General features: G+C 33.4%; 19 protein-coding genes. 12 read left to right on the top strand and 7 right to left on the bottom strand.

Annotated features, from left to right (window positions below):
- Position 1: 1 nt before the first annotated feature.
- From AA088_RS04280 to AA088_RS04250, 7 genes are all read right to left on the bottom strand, one after another.
- Complete coding sequence (locus AA088_RS04280) at positions 2 to 937, bottom strand: Rossmann-fold NAD(P)-binding domain-containing protein (protein ID WP_046743718.1); 936 nt, start codon at positions 935 to 937, stop codon at positions 2 to 4.
- Positions 934 to 2,058 (bottom strand): aspartate aminotransferase family protein, encoded by a 1,125-nt coding sequence (locus AA088_RS04275; protein ID WP_046743717.1) that lies wholly within the window; start codon positions 2,056 to 2,058, stop codon positions 934 to 936. The genes AA088_RS04280 and AA088_RS04275 overlap by 4 nt, the downstream gene beginning before the upstream one ends.
- Complete coding sequence (gene proC, locus AA088_RS04270) at positions 2,055 to 2,855, bottom strand: pyrroline-5-carboxylate reductase (protein WP_046743716.1); 801 nt, start codon at positions 2,853 to 2,855, stop codon at positions 2,055 to 2,057. The genes AA088_RS04275 and proC overlap by 4 nt, the downstream gene beginning before the upstream one ends.
- A gap of 11 nt (positions 2,856 to 2,866) precedes the next feature.
- Positions 2,867 to 3,844, bottom strand: coding sequence for an N-acetyl-gamma-glutamyl-phosphate reductase (argC, locus tag AA088_RS04265; RefSeq protein ID WP_046743715.1), 978 nt, complete (start codon positions 3,842 to 3,844; stop codon positions 2,867 to 2,869).
- Entirely contained in the window at positions 3,841 to 5,037 is a 1,197-nt protein-coding gene (locus AA088_RS04260; protein ID WP_046743714.1) for an argininosuccinate synthase domain-containing protein, read from the bottom strand. The genes argC and AA088_RS04260 overlap by 4 nt, the downstream gene beginning before the upstream one ends.
- Entirely contained in the window at positions 5,034 to 5,651 is a 618-nt protein-coding gene (locus AA088_RS04255) for a GNAT family N-acetyltransferase (protein WP_046743713.1), read from the bottom strand. The genes AA088_RS04260 and AA088_RS04255 overlap by 4 nt, the downstream gene beginning before the upstream one ends.
- A 485-nt stretch (positions 5,652 to 6,136) precedes the next feature.
- Positions 6,137 to 7,162 (bottom strand): LacI family DNA-binding transcriptional regulator, encoded by a 1,026-nt coding sequence (locus AA088_RS04250; protein ID WP_046743712.1) that lies wholly within the window; start codon positions 7,160 to 7,162, stop codon positions 6,137 to 6,139.
- Positions 7,163 to 7,334: 172 nt separating this feature from the next.
- Here AA088_RS04250 and AA088_RS04245 point away from each other — a divergent pair, with 172 nt between their 5' ends.
- The 12 genes from AA088_RS04245 (at position 7,335) to AA088_RS04190 (ending at position 21,800) form a co-directional block, all read left to right on the top strand.
- Positions 7,335 to 9,974 carry a TonB-dependent receptor gene (locus AA088_RS04245; RefSeq protein ID WP_052752780.1) on the top strand — a complete coding sequence of 880 codons (2,640 nt, stop codon included), beginning with the start codon at positions 7,335 to 7,337 and terminating at the stop codon, positions 9,972 to 9,974.
- A gap of 112 nt (positions 9,975 to 10,086) precedes the next feature.
- Complete coding sequence (locus AA088_RS04240) at positions 10,087 to 11,325, top strand: MFS transporter (protein WP_046743711.1); 1,239 nt, start codon at positions 10,087 to 10,089, stop codon at positions 11,323 to 11,325.
- Complete coding sequence (locus tag AA088_RS04235) at positions 11,322 to 13,169, top strand: trehalase family glycosidase (RefSeq protein ID WP_046743710.1); 1,848 nt, start codon at positions 11,322 to 11,324, stop codon at positions 13,167 to 13,169. Before AA088_RS04240 ends, AA088_RS04235 begins: the two co-directional genes overlap by 4 nt.
- A 254-nt stretch (positions 13,170 to 13,423) precedes the next feature.
- Positions 13,424 to 14,233 carry an SH3 domain-containing protein gene (locus tag AA088_RS04230; RefSeq protein ID WP_046743709.1) on the top strand — a complete coding sequence of 270 codons (810 nt, stop codon included), beginning with the start codon at positions 13,424 to 13,426 and terminating at the stop codon, positions 14,231 to 14,233.
- Positions 14,234 to 14,440: 207 nt separating this feature from the next.
- Entirely contained in the window at positions 14,441 to 15,793 is a 1,353-nt protein-coding gene (locus tag AA088_RS04225) for a DEAD/DEAH box helicase (RefSeq protein WP_046743708.1), read from the top strand.
- Between the two features lie 33 nt (positions 15,794 to 15,826).
- Positions 15,827 to 16,243 (top strand): lysozyme inhibitor LprI family protein, encoded by a 417-nt coding sequence (locus tag AA088_RS04220; RefSeq protein WP_046743707.1) that lies wholly within the window; start codon positions 15,827 to 15,829, stop codon positions 16,241 to 16,243.
- A 112-nt stretch (positions 16,244 to 16,355) separates the two neighbouring features.
- Positions 16,356 to 17,123, top strand: a complete 768-nt coding sequence (locus AA088_RS04215; protein WP_046743706.1) for an XRE family transcriptional regulator — start codon at positions 16,356 to 16,358, stop codon at positions 17,121 to 17,123.
- 2 nt (positions 17,124 to 17,125) lie between these two features.
- Entirely contained in the window at positions 17,126 to 18,499 is a 1,374-nt protein-coding gene (locus tag AA088_RS04210; protein ID WP_046743705.1) for an exonuclease domain-containing protein, read from the top strand.
- A gap of 134 nt (positions 18,500 to 18,633) precedes the next feature.
- Positions 18,634 to 20,046: a rhodanese-like domain-containing protein gene (locus tag AA088_RS04205; RefSeq protein WP_046743704.1), complete on the top strand. Its 1,413-nt coding sequence runs from the start codon at positions 18,634 to 18,636 to the stop codon at positions 20,044 to 20,046.
- Between the two features lie 188 nt (positions 20,047 to 20,234).
- A complete protein-coding gene (locus AA088_RS04200) occupies positions 20,235 to 20,501 on the top strand; it encodes a heavy-metal-associated domain-containing protein (protein ID WP_046743703.1) in 267 nt (88 codons plus the stop codon).
- A 40-nt stretch (positions 20,502 to 20,541) separates the two neighbouring features.
- A complete protein-coding gene (locus AA088_RS04195) occupies positions 20,542 to 21,039 on the top strand; it encodes a c-type cytochrome (protein ID WP_052752779.1) in 498 nt (165 codons plus the stop codon).
- The gene (locus AA088_RS04190) at positions 21,036 to 21,800 is read left to right on the top strand and encodes a DUF2490 domain-containing protein (protein ID WP_052752778.1); all 765 of its coding nucleotides are present in this window, start codon (positions 21,036 to 21,038) and stop codon (positions 21,798 to 21,800) included. The genes AA088_RS04195 and AA088_RS04190 overlap by 4 nt, the downstream gene beginning before the upstream one ends.
- Positions 21,801 to 21,811 lie beyond the last annotated feature (11 nt).

The raw sequence follows: 21,811 nt of genomic DNA, 5'->3' as shown, positions 1-21,811 counted from the left end.
ATTATAGATTTTCTAAGACTTTTTTTAATATTATTTGCGCAGAAAACACCCTGTTATGTGCCTGTTGAATTACTACAGAGTGCTCTCCATCTAATACCGCATCTTCCACCACAACATTTCTTCTTACGGGTAAACAATGCATAAATTTTGCAGTATTCAATTTCTCCTTTGTTATCATCCAATTGGAGTCCTGATGTAACACTTTTCCATAGGATTCATAACTACTCCAGTTTTTCACATATACAAAATCAGCATTTTTTAAAGCTTCTTTTTGATTGTAACAAATAGGTATGTTTTTAGTGATTTCGGAGTTGAGTTCATAACCTTTAGGATGTGTTATGCTAAAATCAACATTGAGTTTTTGCATCATTTTTACAAACGAATTAGCTACTGCTTGTGGCAACGCTTTTGGGTGTGGTGCCCACGATAAAACCACCTTTGGTTTTTCTATGGTTTTTAATTCTTCAATGGTTATAGCATCTGCTAATGCCTGTAGCGGATGTTTTGTAGCACTTTCCATGTTGATTACTGGAACAGTGGCATATTTAACAAAGCTTTGTATGACATATTCTGATTCATCTTTTTCTTTATCAATTAAACTCGGAAACGCTCTTACAGCGATTATATCTGCATATTGTGAAATAACGAGTGCTGCTTCTTTAATATGCTCTGCAGCATTCAAATTCATTGTAATGCCATTTTCAAACTCTAAGTTCCAAGCATCTGTAACGTTTAACGTTGTTACTTGCATACCTAAATTTTTAGCCGCTTTTTCAGTACTCAATCTGGTGCGCAAACTCGCATTAAAAAAGAGCATTACTAAAGTTTTATTTTTTCCTATGTCCGAATAGTTATACGGATTTTTCTTAAGTATTAAAGCTTCTTGTATTGTTTCAGTAACGTTCTCTATGTCGTATATACTAATGTATTTTTTCATACTACTGCTTTTAGTGCTTTAAAAAATTGATCCATATGCTGTTGTTGAATGGTTAATGGAGGAAGTATTCTCAATAAATTTGGATTTTTAGAACTTCCTGTAAATACCTTCTGATCATGAATTAATTGCGTTCTCAATGTAGCAATTGGAAAATCGAATTCTAACCCAAGCATCAATCCTCTTCCTTTTACTTTTTTAATTTGCGGGATCTCTTTTGCTTTTTCTTTGAAATAATTTGACATATGTTTTGTGTGGTCGAGCAATTTCTCTTCTTCTAATACTTTTAATACAGCCAAAGAAGCAGAACATGCCAAATGATTGCCTCCAAAGGTGGTGCCTAACAAACCGTGAGTAGCTTTGATAGCTGGATGAATTAGAATTCCTCCGACAGGAAACCCATTCCCCATACCTTTTGCTATAGAAATAATATCTGGAGTTATGTTGTGTTTCTGAAAAGCAAAAAAATCGCCCGTTCGTCCGTAACCACATTGAATCTCATCTGCTATTAAAAGAGTCTTATATTTTTTTGTCAATTGTTCTAATCCTTGATAAAATGTTGTAGACGCTTCATCTAAACCACCAATCCCTTGAATTATTTCTACAATTACAGCGCACACATCATTTTTAGATAATGCCTTTTCAAGGGTTATTAAATCTCCTAATTCAATTAACTCTACTTCTTGTTGAGCATTAATAGGAGCAATTATTTTGGGATTGTCGGTGGCTACTACTGCAGCTGAAGTTCGCCCGTGAAATCCATTTTTAAATGCAACTACTTTGCTCTTTCCTGTATGGAAAGAAGCTAGTTTTAAGGCGTTTTCATTAGCTTCTGCACCTGAATTACAGAGAAATAAGTGGTAGTGTTCACATCCAGAAATTTTACAAAGTTTAGTAGATAATTCGTGTTGTAGAGGATTTTGAATGGAATTGCTATAAAAACCAAGTTTAGCCACTTGATGACTGATGTTTTTTACATATTCAGGATGTGAATGCCCAATTGAAATGACAGCATGACCTCCGTATAAATCAAGATACTTTATATTATTATCATCATACACAAAAACATCTTTTGCCTTAATTGGCGTTACATCAAAAAGTGGATATACATCAAATAAACTCATATCTGTTCTTCTTTAATGGTGTTAATTTTATTGAATGATGCAACCATTCCTTGAATTAATGAGGAGCTTAATCCTTTATGTTCCATTTCATTCAATCCTTCTATAGTACATCCTTTTGGAGTCGTCACTTTATCTATTTCTTCTTCAGGATGATTTCCTGTTGTGATTAATAAGTTTGCGGCACCTTCACTAGTAAACATTGCTAATTCTTGCGCTTCTTTTGCATCAAAACCTAATTGAATTGCTGCTTGTGTTGTGGCCCTTATTAATCGCATCCAAAAAGCAATTCCGCTTGCGCAAACTACAGTAGCCGCTTGCATTTGCGTTTCTGGAATCACAATAGAGTTTCCTAGCCTATTAAAGATTGCTTGCGCAATTTTAATTCGCTCTTTACCGTTTACATTCGAGCATAAACAGGTCATCGATTTACCTACAGCGATAGCAGTATTAGGCATGGCTCTTATAACAAATTGATTATCACCAACTATCGATTCTATTTTTGAAATGGAAAAGCCCGTAATTGTGGATATTAAGACATGTTTTTCTGTCAACACATGTTTGATGCTGTTCAAAATGGTTTCAAAATGTCTTGGCTGTACAGCAAAAATTAAAATGTCGGAATTCTTGACCGCTTCTTCGTTATTCGAGGTTAAAAAAACGTTAGTGAAGCTTGTAAATTCTTGAAGTTCTTCTAAATTACGTTTTGTTAAGTACAGAGTAGTTATTGCGTTAGTAGTAATTAACCCTTTAGCGATAGACTTCCCTAAATTACCTGTTCCTATAATTGCGATTTTCATATAGATTTTAGTTAAAAAAAGTTGGCTTTTAATTGCAATCCTTCAGTTTCTTCAAACCCGAACATTAGGTTCATATTTTCAATAGCTTGTCCGGACGCTCCTTTTAAAAGATTATCGATGCAACTTGTTATTAATAATTTATTGTTGTGTTTATGTAAATGAATAAAGCATTTGTTAGTGTTTATTACTTGTTTTAAATGCAAATCGTACTCAGATACAAATGTGAATGCTGCTTTTTTATAGTATTCTTTGTAGAGTGATATAGCTTTGTTTAAAGAAGCTTCATATTTTGTATAGAGAGTTGCAAAAATTCCTCTTGAGAAATTGCCTCTGTTTGGTATAAAATTAATCTCACCATCAAAATCACTTTGGAGTTGTTTAACTGACTGATTGATTTCTCCTAAATGCTGATGTGTAAAAGGTTTGTAATAGGAAAAATTGTTGTCTCTCCATGTGAAATGAGTGGTTTTACTCAATGAAGTTCCTGCACCGGTAGCTCCTGTTACGGCATTAATATGAACATCCTCTTTTATAAGATTAGCATTGGCTAATGGTAATAAGGCTAGCTGAATAGCTGTTGCGAAACAGCCTGGATTTGCAATATAATTAGCTCCTTTAATTGTTTCTTTTTGTAATTCAGGCAGACCATAAACAAAGTCTTTTTCTTGAAAGTTTTTATTAGATTTTAATCTAAAATCAGAGCTTAAATCTATAATTTTAGTTTTTGCTGAAAATTTATTTTCTGTCAAAAATGCTTTCGAATTTCCATGCCCTAAACATAAAAAAACAAGATCTACATCAGTATTAATAGTGGAGGTAAATAACATATCGATAGTACCAATTAAATCTTGATGTACTTCACTAATTTTATTTCCCGCATTTGAAGTACTGTACACAAAATTGATTTTTACTTTTGTATGATGTATCAATAATCTAATCAATTCACCTGCTGTATATCCTGCTCCTCCAATAATTCCAACTTGTATCATAGGTTTGAGTTTACTTGTTGATAAATTTTGTTTTGATTTCCCACAATCTTTATAAAACCTTTGGCTTCATCAGCGGTCCAATTGGAGTTCATTTCTCCATAACTGCCAAATTTTGCATTCATTAAATCGTGTTTGGACGCAATACCGTCTAAAGTGAAATGATATGGTTTTAATGTGATGAAAACATTTCCAGAAACTGTTTCTTGGCTGCTTTGTAAATAACTTTCAATATCACGCATTACAGGATCTAAGTATTGTCCTTCATGTAAATGCATACCATAAAAACTAGCGAGATACTCTTTGTGTTGCAGTTGCCATTTGGTTAATACATGCTTTTCCAATAGATGATGTGCTTTGATACAGATAATAGCTGCAGCGGCTTCAAACCCAACTCGTCCTTTAATCCCAACGATGGTATCGCCTACATGAATGTCTCTTCCTATGGCAAAACTAGAGGTTAATTTGTTTAAGATTTCGATATTAATTTCTGGAACGTTTTGTTTTCCATTCACAGCAACCAATTCCCCTTTTAGAAAGGTAAGTTGAACCTTTTCCTCTTCTTGTTTTTGAAGTTGTGAAGGATATGCTTCTTCAGGTAATGTTTTATGGGAAGTCAAGGTTTCGTCTCCACCAACACTTGTTCCCCAAAGTCCTTTGTTGATAGAATATTTTGCTTTCTTCCAAGACCAATCGATTCCATTCATTTTTAAATACTGAATTTCTTTTTCACGTGTTAATTTTTGATCTCTTATAGGTGTAATGATTTCAATTTCTGGAGCTAGTGTTTGAAAAATCATATCAAAACGGACTTGATCGTTTCCTGCGCCTGTACTTCCGTGTGCAATGTATGTTGCATTCACACTTTTCGCATATTCTATAATTTCAATAGCTTGCACAATACGTTCAGCACTTACCGATAGTGGATAGGTATTATTTTTTAACACATTTCCAAAAATTAAATATTTGACTACCTTTTTATAATAAGTGCTAACTGCATTAATATTTTTATACGTCGAAACACCTATTTTATATGCGTTTTCTTCAATTTTTTTAATTTCTTCTTCTGAAAATCCGCCAGTATTTACACTTACGGCATGTACTTCAAAATGTTTGTCTTTGGCCAAATGGATTGCACAATAGGATGTGTCTAATCCACCACTATATGCAAGCACTAATTTTTTTGGAGTATTCATTTTTTATCTTTTTTTAGAAATAAGGTTTGTTTAATACTTTTTAATCTATTGAAAACCTTCTCTTTAATTTTTGTTTTTTGTATTTGATCATTTGAGTTCGGATCGTACAACATGCCTGTGCATAAGCACATTTTTTGTTGCGTGCGTTGTAAAACGTCAAAGTTTTTACACGTTTGACAACCATTCCAAAAAGATTGATCTTCTGTGAGTTCTGAAAATGGAACTGGTTTGTAACCTAACTCACTGTTGAGCTTCATAACAGCTAATCCAGTAGTGATGCTGAATACTTTTGCATTAGGAAACTTTGCTCTAGAGTGTTCAAATATTTTTTTCTTTATTTGTTTAGCAATGCCTTTTCCTCGATAGTCAGGATGCACAATGAGTCCAGAGTTTGCGACAAATTTTCCATGACTCCAAGCTTCGATATAACAAAAACCTACAAACGTTTTACCGTCTAAAGCAATGACAGCATTTCCTTGTGCCATTTTTGAGATTATATATTCTGGCTTTCGCTTTGCGATTCCTGTTCCTCTTATCTGAGCAGCTTGTAGGATAGTTTCACAAATAGTTTCAGCGTAAACGCTATGTGAATTGTTTGCAATGACAATTTCCATGTGTTCAATTAAAAAATGATTAAAATATTATTTAGATGTATCTTGAAGAGAAAGAACCGGACTCACCTAAGTTCCCAAAATAGAAGTGCACCCTTACGGGCGTCGGATAAAAAAGCGGCGTACAGGAATATTGTTATTTATTAAAATAACGCTACTCTGGTAAAATGATATAGAAAAATTATGATTCAAGAAAAATAAATAAAACATTAATGAATAAAATACTGTGCTCGCTTGTAGAATTAGCAGCGTCGGCGTCGAAAACGCACTTCGGGTAGTATTCTATATGTCTTATTTTGAGAAATCATGAAAGCAAAAGTACTAAATTAAGTTTTATATCATCAATTCAAAAGATGATTTTTTTTGATATTTTACAAAGTAAAATGTGTTTCTCAAACTTTTTATTAAAATGTAAAGCTATAAAGACTCGTAATTAAAACACGTTATTTGTTTTACTTTTCAATACTGAAATTCACAATTACTAACTATTAAGAACAAGTAGCTCTTATAATTAACTCCGTAGGAAGTATAATTTTTTGAGGAATGGAAGAGATTCCACTTTTTTTGTTTTCAATCTCATTTAGTAAAAGCTGAGTGGCCTTTTTTCCCATTTTATATCCTGGTTGTTTAACTGTTGAAAGAGGAGGATTGGTAACAGAGGACATAAACCAATTGCTAAAACCAAAAACAGCAATTTCGTCAGGAACAGTAATAGAATGATCTGAAAAATATTTCATGGCTCCAATGGCAACTGCGTCTGTAATTGTAAAAACAGCATCTACGGTATTTTGATGATCTTCTATCAATTTTGCCGCTGTTTTATAACCATCTTTAAAGTCAGAATTTTTATTACATATGTATACGAGCGAAGGGTCGTAACTAATTCCGTGATCTTCTAAGGCTTTTTTGTAACCTAAAAAACGATCAATAGAATTTTGTGGATTTAAATCGCCTCGAAAATGGGCAATTCGCCTATGACCTTTATTAATTAAATGCGTAACAGCATCATATGCAGCTTTTCTGTCATCAATAACCACTTTGCTACAATTGACAGTTTTTGCTATTTTATCAAATAAAATAAGCGGAATATTGTATTCTTGTACACGCTTTAAATGATCAAAATTGTTAGTATTGTTGGAAAGTGAAATTAAAATTCCATCAACCCCTTTTTTTAAAAGTAAATCAATTTGTTTCTTCTCTAATTCATAGTTCTCATTAGATTGCATCAAAATAACCAAATAGCCACTTTTTTCTGCTTTATTGAGAATTCCATCAATTACTTTCGAAAAAAAATGATGAACTAAAGCAGGAATAACGACACCTATAGTTTTAGATTCTTGTGTACGCAAATAAACAGCAGAAGCATTAGGGACAAAATTCATCGATTTTGCCATATTCTTGACAATTTGCTTTGTATTTTCACTAATGTCAGGATAATCCTTTAATGCTTTTGAAACTGTAGTAACTGAAACGCCTAGTTTCTCTGCAATTTGCTTTAATGTAACAGTTTTCATAAAACTAAATATACTGTCTTAACACGGCACAACCAAATGTAATAATCAAAATAGCAATAATCTTTTACTAAAACGTTTTAGTAAAATCTAAAACGTTTTAGTAGAGAAATATTTATAAATAGAGTTATTAAATTATAGATTTGGTAACAATAACATCCAAAAATTATAAATAATGAAATTTAAATCTACGCGTTTAAGAGAAATGCTCTTCATGATTTTATTCCTCTTTTTAGGATATAGTTATGCGCAAACAGGGAGTATTTCTGGGATCATTACAGATCAGGGAAAACTTCCTTTACCTGGAGCAAATATTATTGTAAAAGATACGAGTAAAGGAGCTGTCACAGATTTTAATGGTGCATACACAATTCATGATGTAGCTAATGGTTCATATACAATTGTTATATCATCAGTAGGATACAAAACACAAGAAGTAACTGTTAGTATTAATAATGATACCCAAAATGTGAGTGTTTCTTTAGAAGAAGATTTATTATCACTCAATGAAGTAGTCATTACGGGTTCTTCAAATCCAAGAAAAAAGATTGAATCTAGTGTGGCAATTACTTCAATAGGAGTAAAGCAAATTGAAGAAAGAGCTCCTATCAGTACAGCTGATATCCTACAATCAGTTCCAGGGTTTTTAGTAGAAACTTCAGGAGGAGAAGTTGGAAATAACCTTTTTGCACGTGGTATTCCTGCAGCTGGAGCATATGAATTTGTGCAAATTCAAGAAGACGGATTACCTGTTTTTGAAGATGGAGCACTTCAATTTGCAAATGCAGATAATTGGTATAGACTTGACGAAACGGTAAAAAGAATGGAAGCCGTAAGAGGAGGTTCTGCATCAATTTTTGCGACAAATTCACCAGGAGGAATTATCAATTTCATCTCTAAAACAGGCCAAAATGAGCTTCAAGGACGTGCCAAAATGACTGTTGGAGATTACGGACTGTTTCGTACAGATTTGAATATTGGAGGTGCAATCGTTGAAGATAAATTATTCTTTAATATTGGCGGATTTTACAGAGTTGATGATGGAATTAGAAGTCCTGGATACGAAGCAAATCGTGGAGGACAAATGAAATTTAATGTAACATATAAATTTGACAAAGGATATGCGCGTATCAATTATAAAAAACTAAATGATCGCAACTTATTTTTATTGCCTATTCCTTTAAAAGGAGACAATGATGGAAATCCAGAAGAATTTGCAGGTTTTGACGCTAACTATGGAACATTGGCTTCTAGAAACTTTAGTCGCTTGCGTGTACCACAATTAGGAGGCGGATTTTTTGAAAGAGATTTAGAAGATGGAGTAAACCCAAATGTTGATGCTATTGGAGGAGAATTTCAGTATGAAATATCAGAAGTTGTAAAAGTGAAAAACTCATTTAGAAGCACAAAGATTGATTTAAACTACAATGCAATTTTTAGTACAGGAGGACCAAATACACAAGATGATTTTGCAACAAGTACCGCACAATTTCCTATTGCTAATGCAGCTGATGCAGCATATACATATGTAGACAATGGGCAAGCATTAAATTCGAATACGTTGGTTATGCGTGCAGATCATTGGGCAATTGATAAAGACATGAGTAATTTTGCTAATAATCTGAACTTTAGCTTTAATTGGGATAAAATTGATGTAACTGTTGGATACTATTACTCAAATTGGAAATCCAATCAATACTGGAACTGGAGTAACTATTTAGTAGATGTTTCTGATAATGCAAGATTGGTAAACTTAGTAGATACTAGCACAGGAATTTCACGAACTTGGAACGGAGTTGAGCGTATTACGTGGTTGGAAAGAGATGCGCAAACCAAAGGGAAGTTAAATGCAATTTATGTAGATGCAGAAATTAAGTTGAGCGATAATTTAACAGGAAATGTAGGATTGCGTTATGATGACAATCAGTATTCAGGGTATAGAGACAATGCACAATTTTTCTCAACCAATTTAGGAATTCTAGCAAATAATACTGCGGATGACGCCGTAACAGTAGTAGCAGGAAATCCATACACCTATTGGGAATATGATGTAAGTGAGCTGTCGTATACGATGGCATTAAACTACAAGTTTTCCGAAAACATGGCGATGTACGGGCGTTACAGTCGCGGATTCCGTTCTCCGATTGAAGAAGCGTATTACGACAATGCTACCAACTTGGATAATATTGAAATCACAAAAGTAAATCAAACAGAACTTGGTTTTAAGTATTCTCAGCCAAAATTTGCTGTATTTGCCAACGTATTCTACATGAGTATGGACAATATTGCTTTTGCTGATATTTTAGCAAATGGGACATCAGAAAATAGATTTGCAGACGTAAATAACTTAGGAATTGAAGTAGAAACTAATATAAAAATTGGGAACGTGGGAATAGATGCGAGTGCTACCTTGCAAAATCCAAAATATAAAGACTTTACAGGAACTAATGCAGATGGAAGTACATTTGATTATGACGGCAATACAGCTAGAAGAATTCCTAAATTTTTCTTCAACTTACGCCCAAATGTTGACATCACTAAAAAATTGAACTTTTATACACAATGGTCATACTTTGGAGAAAAATTTACCAATGAAAACAATGAAGTAGCATTGCCTTCTTTTAGTGTGTTTAATGCTGGATTAGCTTACAAAGTAAAGAACTTACGTTTTGCTTTGGACGGAACCAATTTGTTCAATGCCATCGGATTGACGGAAGGAAACCCAAGACAAACAACCAATGCAAACGATGATGTGTTCTTAGCGAGACCAATTTTGGGAAGAGCATTTAGGTTATCTGTTGCACTCGATTTTTAAAAAAAGTAAGTGTTAATAATTTAGAGCTAGTTTTTTAATTTATTTAATTCATCTATTTGAATGCTGCTTCGGACAAAGGCAGCATTCAATTCATTTGACTCAATAACAACGCATGAAAAATCTTGGTATAAAAATAGCATTGTACATTAATTATTTCGTTTTCGCCATTCTGCTAAATAGTGTTGGAATTGTCATTGCAAAAGCGATTAATGTATATCAGGTGAGTGAATCTAATGCTTCTGTTTTAGAAGCATTTAAAGACTTGCCAATTGCAATAGTATCTTTTATAGTCGCTTCATTTTTACCAAGATTTGGATACAAAAAAGCAATGCTCACTGCTTTAGCAATTGTTTTTGTTGGATGTTTGGCAATGATTTTTGGAAATACATTTATGTATACCAAACTTTTGTTTCTCACAATAGGAATCAGTTTTGCGCTAATAAAGCTTTCTGTCTATTCATTAATTGGAGTATTGACAGAGTCAAAAAAAGAACATGCAGCTTTCATGAGTTCTATAGAAGGTTTTTTCATGATTGGAATTGCTACTGCTTACTTTTTATTTCCTGCATTTTATTCGGAAACAGATCCAAATGCTTGGCTTAATGTTTATTATGTAGTGGCAGGACTTATCGCAATATCATTTCTAGTTTTATTGTTTTCAAAAGTAGCTCATGTAGAAACAACAACTGTTACTACTTTAAAAGAAGACGTAAAAGTATCAATTGGATTAATAACGATTCCTCTTGTACTTGTGTTTCTCGCAGCAGCATTTTTCTTTGTAATGATTGAACAAGGAATCATGACATGGTTGCCAAGATTCAACGAAAAAATATTTCAATTTTCAGATGTGCTTAGTGTGCAAATGGCAAGTATCTTAGCATTATCCTTGGCTTTAGGGCGTTTTATTGCGGGATATCTTTCCAAAAAAATTTCATGGGTATATTTAGTCATTGGTTGTGTTATTACATCATGTGTTATCTTGGTTACGGTATTGCCAAAATTAAGTTCTAACCCTTCTTCTATAGATACTATACAAACACTTAACGGTGTGCCAGTAATTGGATTCATTCTTCCATTAATAGGATTATTCATAGCTCCAATTTATCCATTATTAAACTCTTCTGTGCTAAGTTCATTGCCACAAAAATTACATTCTCCTATGTCTGGATTAATCATTGTTTTTTCAGCATTAGGAGGCACTTTAGGATCGCGTATTGTAGGTGAACTTTTTGAATCTATTGGAGGAGCAGATGCTTTTTACTTTCTTCTAATTCCAATGCTTGCTGTAATTATTGCTGTTGTGTTGATTGATAAATTATCTAAAAAAAGACAAAATACGGTGACAAAATGAAGTTGGAGATTGATGTAAAAACAACCATGCAAGCTTTGCTGTCTTCAGAAGACACAACGGGTAGTTATACAATTACTGTCGAAGATACAGGATCGAAAAAATTTCAACTAATTGCAAAAGATGGAACTGTTATTTCTGTATTTGGTACCTATCATTTAGGTAACCTTTTGCAAGAACTAGCAATTGCACAGTCAGATGAAATTGAAATTGATTACATTTTTGAAGAACCTATAACAAGGCTTTCAAGAATTATCAAAGAGCATCACTGGAATGTTTTAACCAGAAAAATGGATGCTGAAGGTTTGCTAAAAGTATTGGAAGACGAAAAGATGCAAGGAGATAAACTATATGTGTATGTGCCTGAATCTGATCCAATCGCATTTGATTTCTATCAAAAAATCACAAAAAATCATCAAAACATCTCTTTAGAAATTATTCCTGAAAAAATGACAGGGAGATATCTAAAAACACTTCATGAAAATCCTGGAATATTGACTCTGTCTTTTGATAAAATTTCTGGGGAAAGTGCTCCATTTGTAGTTCCAGGAGGGCGATTCAATGAAATGTATGGCTGGGATAGTTATTTTATTGGTATTGGATTGATGATAGATGATGAATTTGATGTAACAAAAGGAATGATTGATAACTTGGAATATCAAATAGTACATTATGGTAAAATATTGAACGCCAATAGAAACTATTATTTATCGCGATCTCAACCGCCTTTTTTTACTTCGTTTGTTAGAGAGTTTTATGAAAAATATAAGAACAAACTATCTAAATCTTGGCTGTATCAAAAACTAACAACGGCTATCAAAGAATATCATAATGTTTGGATGCGACCAAACTTGCGACTCACAGAAAATAAACTGAATCGCTACTATGGAGAAGGAACAGGAATTCCTATGGAAACCGAAAAAGGCCATTTCGATTTCATTCTAAAAAAATATGCAAAAAAACATGAAAAATCGATAGCTGATTTTACTGAATTGTATCGAAAAGGAGTCATCCTAGAACCTGAATTGGATTTGTATTTTATTCATGATAGAAGCATGAGAGAAAGCGGACATGACACTACGAGTCGTCTAGATAATTGTTCGGCACATTTGAATACTGTCGATTTGAATTCACTATTATACAAGTACGAAACGGATATTGCATATCTTATCAATACCTATTTTGACGATACTCTTGAGGTGAATAATACAATCATGAAAAGCGCAGATTGGGAGCAAAAGGCGCAAAATAGAAAGAAGGCCATCAATGCACTACTTTGGTGCGAAACAGAGGCTACTTATTATGATTATAATTTTGTAAAACAGACATTTCATAAAACAATTTCTGTCACAAATTTATATCCATTATGGGCTGGACTTTGTAATGAAGAACAAGCTAAAAAACTCATAAAAACACAATTGTTACCGTTAGTTTGTAAAGGAGGAGTCGCTTCAATGCTTCGAAAAAAAGAGGAGAATCATTCTGAAAAACCTGAGCGACAATGGGATTTTCCGTATGGTTGGGCTCCACATCAAATGCTAACATGGAAAGGATTGCAAACATATGGTTATACCGAATTATGTCAACAATTGATTTATAGATGGTTGTGGTTACTATTAAAAACAACAGTTGATTACAATGGGTTAATTCCGGAAAAATTTAACGTGGAAACATGTACGCATAAAGTAACTGCAGAATATGGAAATGTAGGAACAGGTTTTAAGTATATTTCTGAAGGAGGTTTTGGATGGACAAATGCTTCATTTAAGTTAGGAATAGCTCTTCTCGATGCGCGCTATGTAAAAGCTTTAAACGATTTAAAAGATCCAGAAGAACTATTCAAGTAGAATCAATATTTTTCAATAACAGACTAATTTTTTGGTTACTCTTTTTGCCTAAAACATTACAAACTTCAAATTATTGCTAATGAAAATACTAGTTAGTGAATATCACTACGAGTATTCATAATTTCAAAAGCATGAATCTTCCAAAATTGAAGGAAAATAAAGCAAAACATTCACTAAAATAAATGCGATTTTTAGTATTGTGAAAAATTAATAATTACCTTAAATTAGGCAGACTTTTTTATAACTGCCCTTACATGAAATTAAAATCCCTCATCTTAAGATTACTATTTCTTATTGTAATTATATTATTAAATGCCTGTGTAGGAAAAGCTAAAAAAAATGCTTCTTCAACTAATGATACAGAAATTACTACTGAAACGATTACAGACATAGAAGACTTAGTTAAAAACACATACTATATATGGGTTGACAAAATAAACGTTCGAGAAACACCAAACAGTCAAGGAAAAATTGTTGGCACGTATACAAATAATACGTTGGAGATTCTTGGTGAAAAATCAGATCAAAAAGAAACCATTGTATTGCGAAATGTAGCTTATGAAGCAAATTGGTTTAAAGTAAAAACAAAAGACAATAAAGAAGGTTGGGTTTTTGGCGGAGCCATTAAACAGGAAGGAGATGATTTGCCTGAAGAAGAGATTACTACAGATACTTTTGATTTTCCTTTTTTTGGGAAATTTAATCTCACTACTTGGGCAGACTTAGGTATGACACGTCGATTAGGAGGAGATGCCGAAACTTCTACTTATCGCTTTATGAAAGATGGGGAAATTTTAGAAATTGAAAAAACTGAAGTCGGTGAGTATGGGTATCATCACACGTATAAATTGATGGATACCAACGAAAATCTACTAAAAGAACGGAATTTTAGTTTTACAGTAAATACGGACAGTCGTAAAACGGTGATGGAACTGACCGAAATAGTTAAAGACTATGAAAAAAACAAACAGTATTCACGTAGTCAAAATGTGAATACTCATTTCATGCAAATGAACGCTCGTCCGTTAAGGGTTAATGGAGAATGGAAAGTCACAGATTTATAAAGCGGAAAACATTTTAGTCTCTTCAAAAACTGACGTTATATTATCTACACAAGTCACGATATTCTCGAAGAGCATTATCAACAAAATAAAAAAGCATGATAGTTGAGGTTAGGAAATATTCAATGTTTTGAGCTTCAAGCAGCAAATTCGTTTAGATCAAGACCGCAAAGTGACGAAATATAGTACCTTTGTGCCAAATTATATATTATGGCAACTTTTCAAGATTTTGACGTATCCAAGCAATTACAGTATGCTATTGAAGATTTGGGGTTTGAAACTCCAACACCTATCCAAGAGCAATCTTTTTCAATAATCCGATCAGGAAAAGATGTAGTAGGAATTGCACAAACAGGAACAGGAAAAACATTTGCATATATGTTGCCTTTGCTACGCGATTTAAAATTCTCCAAACAAATCAACCCTCGAATTTTAGTATTAGTTCCTACGCGGGAATTAGTTATTCAAGTGGTAGAACAAATAGAATTGTTTGCTAAGTACATCAACGTGCGGATTGTAGGCGTGTATGGAGGTGTTAATATGAACACACAAGCGCAAAGCTTACAGCAAGGTGCAGATATTGTAGTGGCAACACCTGGGCGTTTATATGATTTAGTTTTAAGTAGAGCATTACAACTCAAAGCAATCAAAAAATTAGTCATTGATGAAGTGGATGTAATGTTAGATTTAGGATTTCGTTACCAAATTACCAATATCTTTGAGTTATTGCCTGAGCAACGTCAAAATATCATGTTTTCGGCAACTATGACAGATGACGTGAATACTTTAATTGACGATTTTTTTATTGCTCCTCACAAAATTTCTATAGCAGTAAGCGGAACTCCGTTGGAAAACATTTCCCAAACTTGTTATGCGGTTCCCAATTTTTACACTAAAGTTAATCTTTTGACCTATTTATTAAAAGATAAGGAAACGTATAGTAAAGTTCTTGTTTTTATTACCAATAAACGGTTGGCAGATCGACTATTTGAATCTTTACAACGCGATTTTGGAGAAGAGGTAGCTGTCATTCACTCTAATAAAACTCAGAATTACAGAATTCGTTCTATTGAAAATTTTAATACAGGAGAAAACCGAATTCTAATAGCTACAGATGTTATAGCACGTGGTTTAGATTTAGATATGATTACACATGTTTTCAATTTTAACACGCCTAACTATCCCGAAAACTATATGCATCGCATTGGTCGTGCAGGTCGTGCAAAAGCCAAAGGAAATGCTATTCTATTCTACACTGAAAAAGAAAAAGAATATAAAGAAGCAATTGAAACTTTAATGAATTATGAAATTCCTCAAGTCGTATTTCCTGATGCTGTTACTATCTCAAGTGAATTAGCTCCAGAGGAACAAACAAAAATTGCCGAAATCAACAACCCATCAAAAGAAGAAGGACTTGCCAAAGGATTTCACGAAAAGAAAGAAAAAAATAAAAAAACGAATCAAGGAGGTTCGTATCGAAGAGAAATTGCCAAAAAGTATAAAAAACCAAAAACCAGAGGTGATAAAAATTACAATCGAAGAAATAAGAATAAAAAAAGATAATTCGTAACTTTCTATCCATTCAATACATGACTTATGAAAAATCGTTGCTTTCTTCTGGCATTCTTTACAATTACAATCGGTTTTGGACAAGATATAGTTGAAACCATCGATAAAGAAAATCGCAAATGTCTTGAAAATACAATGCCTACGACACTTTGGGGTGTTAAATGTGAGAAGGCTGCACTCGCTTCTTGGCAGAAACTCATGACTGAGACTTTACAGCAATTAAAAGCGAAATCAAAACACTTGTCGGTGGCTTCATTAGAAGATTCACAAAAAAAATGGCTCGCATTTCAAAAAGCCGATTTAGCTTTCTATGCCGCATTTTATCACAAACAATATGAAGGAGGTACGATGACAATGGCAGCAACTGCAAGGCATGAAAAACAACAATTCCGTGAGCGAACCTTGTATCTATTGGAGTTTTTAGAAATGTTACAGGAAGAGTGATGTAAAAACTTCAAACTTTTTATCAAGAATAAAATCATTGCTTTAAAATAGCTTCTATTTGTAGCGATTATTCCTTATGTTTGTAGTAACGTAGTTAATAAACCCAAACGTTATGAAAAATATTCAGGCAAACATCAAGCATTTGCGTTCGCTTAAAGGATTTTCACAAGAGCGTTTTGCAGAAGTCTTAGGCTGGTCACGCTCAATGGTTGGTTCGTATGAAGAAGGTCGTTCAGAACCACCTATCGATCGCTTGATTGATCTTTCAGATTATTTCAAATTACCTATTGATATATTGGTCAAAAATGATTTGACAAAGGCTAAAGACACTTCGTTTATGCAAATCGGTAATCAACGTTTATTGTTTCCAATTACAGTTGATGAAAACGATGAAGAGCTTATTGAAATTATTCCAACGCAGGCTTCTGCTGGTTATTTAGCGGGATATGCTGATCCTGAATATATAGAGCAATTGCAAAAAATCAAACTTCCTTTTCTTCCTACTGGAACGCATCGCGCATTTCCTATAAAAGGAGATTCTATGCTACCCGTAAAAGATGGTTCCTATATTGTTGCCAAATTTGTAGATGACATTTCTGATGTAAAAGATGGTCGAACCTACATTGTTCTAACTAAAAATGACGGATTAGTATACAAGCGCGTATACAAACACTTTACAGAGCAAGCTTTACTTTTAAAAAGTGATAACAAAGCATACGAACCTTACCATGTTCCCATTGAAGAAGTATTAGAAATATGGGAATTTACTTGTTGCATCAATACACAAGAGTACGATGAAAAAGAATTAAAATTGAGTAGTATTATGACTATGTTTCGTGAATTGCAAGTAGAATTGGAAGCTGTCAAAAGAATGTCATAAATATGTCTAAAAAACAAGTATATACTATTATAGATGTTGAAACAACTGGCAGAACCAACAAAATTACAGAAATTTCTATTTTTAAGTTTGATGGTGAAACAATCGTAGATGAGTTTACTTCATTGGTCAATCCGAAAGTGCTAATTCCTACGCATATTACAGCGCTGACGGGAATTGATAATGCAATGGTAGCAAATGCTCCAACTTTTGCAGAAATAGCGAAAGACATATGCCGAATTACAAAAGACAGTATTTTTGTAGCGCATAATGTGAATTTTGACTACAATATAATTCGTAATGAATTCAAAACCTTAGATATTGATTTTAGACGAAAAAAACTATGTACAGTACGCCTATCTCGAACGTTGATTCCAGATTTGTCTTCGTATAGTTTGGGAAAATTATGTAAATCGCTTAACATTCATATTTCTAACAGACATCGTGCGCGTGGAGATGCTGCTGCTACCGTTATTTTATTTCAATTATTACTCACTCAAGAAAACGCCGAAGCTACATTTCAAAAATTTTTAAAGCACAATTCAAAAGAAGCTACTTTACCGCCACATTTGCCTAGTAAAATATTTGAAGCATTGCCAGAGCAACCTGGTGTGTATTATTTCAAAGACAAAAAAGGAAAAATTATTTATGTAGGGAAAGCAAAAAATATTCAAAAACGGGTATTAGGGCATTTTTATGATAAATCGAAAAAAGAACTCGATCTTTGTAGGGAAACAGCTGATATTGATTATGAACTGTCGGGAAGTGAATTGATTGCATTGTTAATGGAAGATGCTGCTATCAAAGAATACTATCCACAGTATAACACAGCTTCCAAACGGATGCCAAAACGCTTTGCCATTTTTGATTATTACGATCGTCGTGGTGTACGACATTTGGCAATCAATGATGCTAAAAAAACACCAAATCCGTTCATCATTTTTTATACTATTCGTGATTGTAGAACATACTTGGAACGCTTATGCATGCAGTTTGAATTATGTCCTAAATATTGTCATTTGCAAGAAGGTGTTACCGAATGTTCGCACTTTATGATACAATCCTGTAAAGGAGTATGCAAACAGGAGGAGCATGTAGATACCTACAATACCCGAGTAGCTGAAGCTATTTTACAAAGTTCAGAATCGTCACAAAATGTTGTAATCAAGCAAAAAGGAAGAACCGTGAATGAAGAAGCTTTTGTACTGGTAAAAAATGGGGTATACTTAGGATATGGATTTATTGAAAACGATTCGCAAATTTCGCATGCGGACGAATTAGAAAGTTACCTCATAAAACAAAAAGATAATATAGATGTGCAACGAATTCTGCGAAAAGAATTAGTAAAAACAAATAGTTCTACTCGTTTAATTGTTTAGCGGTTGTAAAAAAAAGTGTCATTTTATGACGAAAGTCATTGTTTTGTAACGAATTCAATTTCTGTAACTTAAGTAACTTTTCAATCACTTATTGTTCTCTACTTTTATAACTCTAATCTTAAAAATCCATCAAAATGAAAGTAGAACAAATTTATACAGGATGTTTAGCGCATGCCGCATATTATATAGAAAGTAATGGTGTTGCAGCAGTTTTTGATCCTCTTCGAGAAGTACAATCATATATAGATAGAGCTACAAAAGACAATGCTCAGATTAAATATGTATTTGAAACACATTTTCATGCAGATTTTGTAAGTGGTCATTTAGACTTACAGAAAAAAACAGGAGCAGAAATTGTTTTTGGACCTAATGCCAAACCTGCCTATGAAGCCATAGTAGCTAAAGATGGTCAGGTATTTGAAATTGGCGACTATAAAGTAAAGGCAATCCATACACCTGGACATACTATGGAAAGTACGACATATCTTCTTATTGACGAAAATAATCAAGAACATGGAATTATTACAGGAGACACATTATTTATAGGAGATGTCGGTAGACCGGACTTAGCACAGCATGTTATTTCCGATTTAACAGAAGACAAACTTGCGGGATTACTTTACGACTCTCTACGCAATAAAATTTTACCACTTAATGATGATTTAATTGTATATCCTAATCATGGGGCAGGATCTGCTTGTGGAAAAATGATGAGTAAAGAAACTACAGATACATTAGGAAACCAGAAAAAAACAAATTACGCACTTCAAGAAATGACCAAAGAAGAATTTAAAAAAGCGTTGTTGACAGGTTTGACAACGCCTCCTGGTTATTTTCCACAAAATGTATTAATGAATATTCAAGGGTATGAAAGTTTAGATACAGTGATGAATCGAGCAACGAGAGCATTAACACCTGAAGAATTTGAAGTTGTAGCAAATGAAACAGATGCCTTGATTCTTGATACAAGAGATGCTTCTGATTTTGCAAAAGGATTTATTCCTAATAGTATCAATATAGGACTGACTGGCAATTTTGCACAATGGGTTGGAGAAATGATTCCTGATGTAAAACAAAATATATTATTAATCACAGAACCAGGAAAGGAAGAAGAAGCAATCACAAGGTTATCTAGAGTGGGATATGATTTTGCATTAGGCTATTTAAAAGATGGTTTTTCTTCTTGGGAAAAAAGTGGAAAAGATATGGAGACTATTGGTCGAATTTCTGCTACGGATTTCGAACAGAGCTATACTTCTCAAAAACCACTTATTATTGATGTTCGCAAAAAAAGTGAATACGATTCTGAACATGTGATTGATGCTATCAATATTCCTTTAAACGAAATCAATCAACATTTAGCTGAGATTCCAAAAAATAAACCATTCATTCTTCATTGTGCTGGCGGTTACAGAAGTATGGTTGCAGCGTCCATTTTGAAACAACGAGGTTGGGATGATTTTGTCGATGTAAAAGGCGGTTTTAAAGAAATATCAGAAACAGCTGTACCAAAATCAGACTATGTGTGTCCGACTACTTTGTTATAGGTATTTACAAGAACATACCGTTTTCTTAAGAATTTAACAACTTTCTTAATGCTGAAGTGTCTTGAAATGATGGAAGCTGGTCAAAGCACATTTTGAGACACTTTTTTTATAAAATCTATAGTGTGTAACTCATGTTACTGCTTGGGTTAACGCCTATTACTAACTTGCACTCATAATAAAAAAAAGACATGAAAACTTCCATCATAGTACAAAACTTAAAATGTGGCGGTTGTGCTAAAACAATCACTTCCAAATTATCTGAATTAAAAGGTGTTTCAAAAATTGAAGTCAATAATGAAACTGCTAGTGTTTCTTTTGAAGCTGAAAACACAGAAGTAGCTATACAAGTAAAAGAAAAATTGAAAACTTTAGGATATCCTTCTATTGATGATACTAATGGAATCCTTACAAAAGCCAAATCATTTGTTAGCTGTGCTTCCGGAAAAATGAAGTGATTCTGTCTACAACTCTAATTTCTCTAAAATAATCGTAAAAATGAAGCATTCTACACGTATTCTTTTGGCTCTGTTGTTTCTCCTATTAATTGGTTGCCAAGATTCAAAAACACGCAACTACGTACTCGTTTCAAACGAGACAAGTTTACTCAATACGTCTGCAGGAGAGCATCCTGGAAAAAAACTGATGGAAACCAAATGCTATATTTGTCATCATCCGTCAGCAGATCACGATCAAAGAATAGCGCCGCCTATGGTTGCTATTAAATCTCACTACATTACCGATGATATTTCAAAAAATGAATTTTCGAATGCTATTTGGGAATTTGTCAAAAAACCCAGCAAAGAAAAATCGAGAATGAGAGGTGCTGTAAGGCGATTTGGAGTTATGCCGTATCAACCCTTTACAGAAGAAGAGATTAAAAGCATTGCAGAGTATATGTTTGATCATAAAATTGAAGAACCAACTTGGTTCAAAAAACATATAGAAGAAGAGTCTAATGGCAAAATAAAGCATAGAAACGAACCGAGAAAATGAATGGCAACATTGCTTTGAAAGACTTTAAAAATTACTATACACCGTTTCTATTATTTGGAATAGCGCTCTTGCTAACTTTACATGCAAATGCACAAGATCAAAAGGTAACACACTTTAGCAACTGGAATACGTTAAATATTCAAAAAAAGTTGAATGATCAATGGTTTATAAACTCAGAGTTTAATGTACGACGTACCAACTTTCAAAGCGATTGGCAACAATTTATTATTCGACCTATCATTCATTACAAATTTGAAAAAAATGCAGATATTGCAATTGGCTATAGCTTTATAAAAAACTATGCTTTTGCTTCTTTCAGTTCTCCTATTAATGCAATTGAAAATAATATATTTCAACAGCTAACTTTTAAACATCAGCTCACAGTATTTTCTCTTAAACATCGTTTGCGCTTGGAAGAACGATTCATTGCAAATACAGTTCAAAATGAACTTGGAAGTTACGAAACTCAAGGAACTAACTACAAAAACCGTTTTCGATATAGATTTCAAATCAGTATTCCTGTAAGTCATAAAAAAGCAAGTCATCCAATCTTCTTAATTGTCTATGACGAGGCTTTCTTTAACTTAGAAAATCAATTGCGACCACAAAAGCTTGAGCAAAACTGGATATTTGTTGGTTTGTCATTTCGCGCCAACAATCATATCAATGTCCGCACTGGATATCATGATATTTACGTGATGAAAGAAAATTTACAAATCAATAATCAAATTTGGGAAACGACACTTACCTATCAATTGTAACCAATACTAAG

Source organism: Kordia zhangzhouensis (assembly GCF_001005305.1).
Lineage (GTDB): Bacteria > Bacteroidota > Bacteroidia > Flavobacteriales > Flavobacteriaceae > Kordia > Kordia zhangzhouensis.
Note: the sequence above shows the minus strand (reverse complement) of the source record. Positions and strands in the feature narration are given on the sequence as shown.

What these genes read in the sequence shown, in the direction of transcription:
- AA088_RS04200 (WP_046743703.1), top strand. Translation starts at nt 20,235, where the DNA reads ATGAAAACTTCCATCATAGTACAAAACTTAAAATGTGGCGGTTGTGCT.
- AA088_RS04190 (WP_052752778.1), top strand. Translation starts at nt 21,036, where the DNA reads ATGAATGGCAACATTGCTTTGAAAGACTTTAAAAATTACTATACACCG.
- AA088_RS04215 (WP_046743706.1), top strand. Translation starts at nt 16,356, where the DNA reads ATGAAAAATATTCAGGCAAACATCAAGCATTTGCGTTCGCTTAAAGGA.
- AA088_RS04225 (WP_046743708.1), top strand. Translation starts at nt 14,441, where the DNA reads ATGGCAACTTTTCAAGATTTTGACGTATCCAAGCAATTACAGTATGCT.
- AA088_RS04250 (WP_046743712.1), bottom strand. Translation starts at nt 7,162, where the DNA reads ATGAAAACTGTTACATTAAAGCAAATTGCAGAGAAACTAGGCGTTTCA.
- AA088_RS04235 (WP_046743710.1), top strand. Translation starts at nt 11,322, where the DNA reads ATGAAGTTGGAGATTGATGTAAAAACAACCATGCAAGCTTTGCTGTCT.
- proC (WP_046743716.1), bottom strand. Translation starts at nt 2,855, where the DNA reads ATGAAAATCGCAATTATAGGAACAGGTAATTTAGGGAAGTCTATCGCT.
- AA088_RS04275 (WP_046743717.1), bottom strand. Translation starts at nt 2,058, where the DNA reads ATGAGTTTATTTGATGTATATCCACTTTTTGATGTAACGCCAATTAAG.
- AA088_RS04195 (WP_052752779.1), top strand. Translation starts at nt 20,542, where the DNA reads ATGAAGCATTCTACACGTATTCTTTTGGCTCTGTTGTTTCTCCTATTA.
- AA088_RS04260 (WP_046743714.1), bottom strand. Translation starts at nt 5,037, where the DNA reads ATGAATACTCCAAAAAAATTAGTGCTTGCATATAGTGGTGGATTAGAC.
- AA088_RS04245 (WP_052752780.1), top strand. Translation starts at nt 7,335, where the DNA reads ATGAAATTTAAATCTACGCGTTTAAGAGAAATGCTCTTCATGATTTTA.
- AA088_RS04220 (WP_046743707.1), top strand. Translation starts at nt 15,827, where the DNA reads ATGAAAAATCGTTGCTTTCTTCTGGCATTCTTTACAATTACAATCGGT.
- AA088_RS04280 (WP_046743718.1), bottom strand. Translation starts at nt 937, where the DNA reads ATGAAAAAATACATTAGTATATACGACATAGAGAACGTTACTGAAACA.
- argC (WP_046743715.1), bottom strand. Translation starts at nt 3,844, where the DNA reads ATGATACAAGTTGGAATTATTGGAGGAGCAGGATATACAGCAGGTGAA.
- AA088_RS04230 (WP_046743709.1), top strand. Translation starts at nt 13,424, where the DNA reads ATGAAATTAAAATCCCTCATCTTAAGATTACTATTTCTTATTGTAATT.
- AA088_RS04255 (WP_046743713.1), bottom strand. Translation starts at nt 5,651, where the DNA reads ATGGAAATTGTCATTGCAAACAATTCACATAGCGTTTACGCTGAAACT.
- AA088_RS04240 (WP_046743711.1), top strand. Translation starts at nt 10,087, where the DNA reads ATGAAAAATCTTGGTATAAAAATAGCATTGTACATTAATTATTTCGTT.
- AA088_RS04210 (WP_046743705.1), top strand. Translation starts at nt 17,126, where the DNA reads ATGTCTAAAAAACAAGTATATACTATTATAGATGTTGAAACAACTGGC.
- AA088_RS04205 (WP_046743704.1), top strand. Translation starts at nt 18,634, where the DNA reads ATGAAAGTAGAACAAATTTATACAGGATGTTTAGCGCATGCCGCATAT.